The sequence below is a fragment of the Armatimonas sp. genome, assembly GCF_964826245.1.
In genome coordinates this window covers 1-4,718 of sequence record NZ_CBAYMC010000289.1, presented here as the reverse complement: position 1 = coordinate 4,718, position 4,718 = coordinate 1, and the positions used below count along the sequence as shown (strand labels likewise).

3 protein-coding genes and 1 pseudogene are annotated in these 4,718 nt (G+C 61.1%); all 4 read left to right on the top strand.

Annotated elements, in window-relative coordinates; translation table 11 throughout:
• Positions 1-3,377 (top strand): alpha-2-macroglobulin family protein (locus AC1XOS_RS19865; RefSeq protein ID WP_481963952.1); only part of this gene is annotated, 3,377 nt, incomplete at its 5' end.
• 20 nt (positions 3,378-3,397) lie between these two features.
• On the top strand, positions 3,398-3,655 hold the full coding sequence (locus AC1XOS_RS19860; protein WP_481963951.1) for a hypothetical protein: 258 nt from the start codon (positions 3,398-3,400) through the stop codon (positions 3,653-3,655).
• The gene (locus AC1XOS_RS19855) at positions 3,652-4,068 is read left to right on the top strand and encodes a hypothetical protein (RefSeq protein ID WP_481963950.1); all 417 of its coding nucleotides are present in this window, start codon (positions 3,652-3,654) and stop codon (positions 4,066-4,068) included. Before AC1XOS_RS19860 ends, AC1XOS_RS19855 begins: the two co-directional genes overlap by 4 nt.
• 41 nt (positions 4,069-4,109) lie before the next feature.
• Positions 4,110-4,718: pseudogene (locus AC1XOS_RS19850) on the top strand (hypothetical protein); the annotation flags it as partial.

Below are 4,718 nucleotides of genomic sequence, written 5' to 3'. Positions count from 1 at the left end.
ACAGCATCGAGATCGCGTCGTACCGCAAGCCAGAGTTCTCGGTGAAAGTGACGCCCACGCAGACGCGGATTTTACGAAACTCCACTCTGGAGGCCACCGTTGCAGCAACGTATTACTTCGGTGCGCCCGTCGCCAACGCAAAAGTCCACTGGAGCCTGACCCGCGAAACCGACTGGAGCGCCGACTACGACAACACGGGCTGGCCGAGCCTTGAGGAAGACCTTACGAGTGAGGACTACGGCTCCGGGAGCTTGGTAGCAGATGGGGAAGGGAGATTGGACGGCACGGGGCGCTTAGTGCTTCGCCTGCCCACCGAGCCCGAAAAACACAACGAAGAGACGCAAGACAGGGAAAATGAAGACGAAGAAGCGCCTAAGCGCGTGTTCCCGCCGCAGACTGAGCGCTACAAGCTGACGGCCTATATCACCGACGATGCCCAGCGCGAAGTCGAGAGCAGCACCGATGTGAGTGTCACTGCCGCCGAGGTGAAAGTGGCGCTGACTCCCGAGGGCTATCTGGCACGGGCTGGTCAGCCAACCAAGCTCTTTGTCACCGTGCGCGACCATGAGGGCAAGCCACTTCCGAACTCTCCGGTGAGCCTGCGGGTAGAGCACTACGAGAAAAAAGCCATCGTAGCCGTAGTTCCGCCGCAACAAGCCATCACGGGCGAGGACGGACGGGCGATTCTCACCGTGACCCTGCCCAAGAGTGGCGATATCGATCTAATTGCCACGGCTAAAGACGCAAAAGGCCGCGAGGCGCAGACCCACCAGACACTCTGGGTGACGCCCGCCAGTGATGGGGACACGGATCTGGCGCAAAGCGGTCTCTCGGGGCTAACGCTGGCCACCGACAAGCGCAGCTACGCCCCTGGCGAGACCGCGCGTGTCGTGATCGGGGCGGCGGAGACCGGTCAGACGGCGATCTTGACCATTGAGGGCGAGCGGATCTACAAGACCATGTCAGTTCCCATTCGCCAGAATGTCACGACGGTCGAGGTGCCGGTCTTGGACGAGTACGGCCCCAATGTCTCGCTGGCGGCCTGCTACATCCGCAACAAGACCTTCGCTCAGACCGAAACCCCGCTCAGGGTCACGCTCCCACGAAAGACGCTCAGCATCGCGCTTACCCCGGACAAGTCCCAGTACGAGCCCGGCGACCAAGCCAACTTTGATATCGCCATCACCGATAGCGACGGCAAGCCCGTCGCCACCGAGCTGACACTCTCCGTGGCCGACGAGGCGATCTACGCGCTGAAAGAGGACGATCCCAAGGCGCTCCGCAAGACGTTTTATCCCCACCGCACCAGCCGCGTGCGCACCCGTCACTCATTTGAGATACTCTACCTGGCAGGCGACGGTAAAGATGGCATTAAAGTCAAGACCCGCGAGAAGTTCGTGGACACGGCCTACTGGAACGCAGCCCTTCGCACCGACCTTACGGGCCACGCGAAAGTGAGCTTCACGCTCCCCGATAACCTCACAACCTGGCGCGCCGTGGCCAATGCCATCACCGACCAGACCGCCGTGGGCTATGCACGGGCGAAGATTATTGTCAACCGTCCGTTTTTTGTGCGCCTCGACATGCCCCGCTTTGTGGTGGAGGGCGATCAGGTCAAGCTGAGTGGGCTGGTTCACAACAACTCCGGCCAGTCGCAGACCGCGCACCTACAGCTCAAGGCGCTCGGGCTTCCCGTTGAGGAAAAGACCCTGACCGTAGCATCGGGGACAGTGGGAGAGACAAGCTGGAGCTGGACCGTGCCGGGCACAATGCCTGAGTCTACCGAGGTAACTCTTGAAGGCTGGACCGATACCAAGCTCACCGATGGGGTCAAGCTGCCCCTCACCGTGCGGCCCTTCTCACGGGAGACGCTGACCAATATCGCGCTGGCTCCCACAGCAAAGCTCTCGCTTCCCGCCGATGCCGTCCCAGAGCGCTCGTTTGTGACGATTCGGGTCGCGCCGAGCCTGCGTGAGACCGTGACCGAGGCCACCGAGTACCTCAAGAAATACCCCTACGGCTGCGTGGAACAGACTGTCAGCCGCTTTGTCCCGCTCATGGCTGCCAAAGTCGCGGATGAAACGCTGGTGACGGCAGGAATCACCCGGCTCGGGGCACAGCTTCAGGGTGACAACGGCTGGGGCTGGTGGTACAAAGATGCCGCCGATCCCTGGCTCACGACCTACGCGCTCTGGGGCCTCACCGAGGCACGGGATGCGGGCTATGCTGTGCCTCCGATGCTCCTTGAGAAAGGGGCAAAGTCACTCTGGCCCCTGCTGGAGAACCCGAAGAAAATCACCTCAGAGACGGCCTTTGCGCTCTATGTGCTGAGCCGCGTGGACGGCGCACGGGTGCGCCAGCAGGGAGCGCCCAAGCTCACGGCACTGCTGACCCGCTTCGGCCCATCCGCAGCCAAGCGCCCCGAGACCCTAGCATGGCTGACGCTCTTTTGTAAAACGGTCGGGCTGGACGCCAAGCCCTACGCCGCCGCGCTGGAGAAGAAGGCCGTGATGGATGGAGTCCTTGCGCACTGGGCCAATGAAGGAGCCTCCTGGAACGCCACCGAGCGCATGACCACCGCACTGGCGACTCGTGCCCTGCTCGCCACCAACCCCAAGAGCCCCCTGCTCGGCCCAGCGACACGCTTCCTGCTCTCTACCCAGACCGACGGCTACTTCGGCGACACCCGCGACACAGCGTTTGTGGTCTCGACCCTCTGCCAGCTCCCCGAGTACGCCACTCCAATCCCCAATCTCGCTCGTCCACAAGTCACGCTCAATGGCAAGCCACTCACGCTGGCGAAACGGGGACGACTCCTAGAAGTAACCGTGCCCGGAACAGCACTTCAGAGTGGCGAGAACTCCCTGGCCCTTGCGGGCTCGGGCTACGCCACAGCCACTCTACGCCAGACAACGCGAGCGACAACGCTGCCCGCTCTGGAAGCCAAGGGGCTTAAAGTGCGACGTGAGTACATCAAGCTCGCTTCTGGCCCCAAGGGTCTCATCCCCGAGGCCGCCAGCACGAAGTTCACTCAGGGCGACACGGTTCGGGTGCGCCTCATTGTGGAGGCCGACCAGCCGCTGGAGTATATTCTTCTGGAGGATCGCTTCCCCTCGGGCTTTGAGCCCAATGCTCGCGGCACGCTTGAGGAGGAAGACTCCTACGGGGAGTGGAACTACTGGTACTCGCATATAGACATCCGTGACGATCGGGTGGCGCTCTTTGCCCGGCGGCTGGCGAAGGGCAAGCATGTCTACGAGTACCATCTACGCGCCCAGACCACAGGAGTCGCACATGCCCTCCCCACCGCACTCACCCCGATGTACGGCACCACCTTGCGTGCCGAGTCCACGGGGGAGCAACTAGAGATTCATTGAGGAGTGACCATATAAAGAGTGTGAATCATTTTGCCTTTCGTGACTTTGCCCCCAAACAAAACCGCCCCTCCGGCTTCTTCCAGTCGGCGGAGCACGACAACCTGATGGAAGCGGTTCAACAGGCCAACCTCTGGGTTGCAGCTCATCAGGTGCGTGTGGTCAATATCGAGACCGTGGTCATTCCCTCGCCGGACTGGCAGCCGTTTATCCGTGTCTGGTATGAGTTCGAGGAGCGCAGCACGGTGAATTCTGAGATAGTCGAGGATAAGCTAGCATGAGAGGTCTCCTAGGAAGCCTCGCTGGCGCGGGTGCTCTGGGCGCCCTAACTGCTTTCTATCACCAGAGCCTTCCTCCCGATCAGCTGACGGGAATCGCGTGGGACATTCTCCTGCTCCAAGCAGTGCCCGCTGGAGCCGCACTCGGGTTGGGAGCGGAGAGAGCCCTGCGAGTTCCCATAGGCATGCGTCGTGCTCTCTGCTGCTTCGCTGCCGGGATCCTCTCGCTGGTGCCGCTGGGAGTCTGGGGCTGGCTGACAGTCTCGGGCAATCCCTTTGAGGCAATTCCCAATCTCTTGCGCCTTCTGATGCTCTGCGCCCCAACACTAGGCGCAAGCTTTCTCATGAGTCTCTGCGGGTTGTTTAGCCTGCGCCCCGGAAGATTTCGAACAAAAAACGAAGAAAGCCCCGATTAGCCGCAACCAGAGTCGAAAAATTACGTCGTAGTAAAGTAGTGATGGCCTTTCAACAACAACGCGAGCGCACCATCGAACGCGCAAAGCCTGAGTCCGCGCTTGCGGCTCTCTGGCGCGAGGTCGTGGTGGAGAACCCGGTCTACCGCAAAGAGAGCCTGATTGCGACTCCGATCAACGCGAACCTGCCCGAGCACAAACAACTTGAGCAGCGAGAGGCGGCGCGGCAGAAGCGTGCCGAGTGGGACGCACTCTCTCTGCCCCAGAAGCTCTGGAAAAAGACATTCCCGTTGCTGGTCATCTTTGCGGTTGCCTACACGCTTATCCCAGTTCTAGCCCTCTGGCTGAAGTCTGGAGTGGGTGGACTTGCATCGGGATTCTGGGGCGTGCTGATGGGGGGGCTGAGTGCTTCCACAGCGATTGTCAGTGAGCGGGAGAAGCGCACCTGGAATGCACTGCTGCTTTCCGGGCTCACCGCACGGCAGATACTAGGTGGCAAGCTTCTTTTCTACCTTCAGCAGACTTTAGGCGTACTGCTGGGCGTCTTTATGGTAGCTGTTGCCGTGGTACTACGCGGGCACTTACCCGCAGTGGCACTACTCCTGATCGTCCCTATCCTCGCGAGCCCCCTACTGACCACTCTGTTCGCGCTA

Excerpts from the sequence above, each read along its gene's own strand:
- AC1XOS_RS19855 (WP_481963950.1), top strand. The coding sequence starts at position 3,652 with ATGAGAGGTCTCCTAGGAAGCCTCGCTGGCGCGGGTGCTCTGGGCGCC.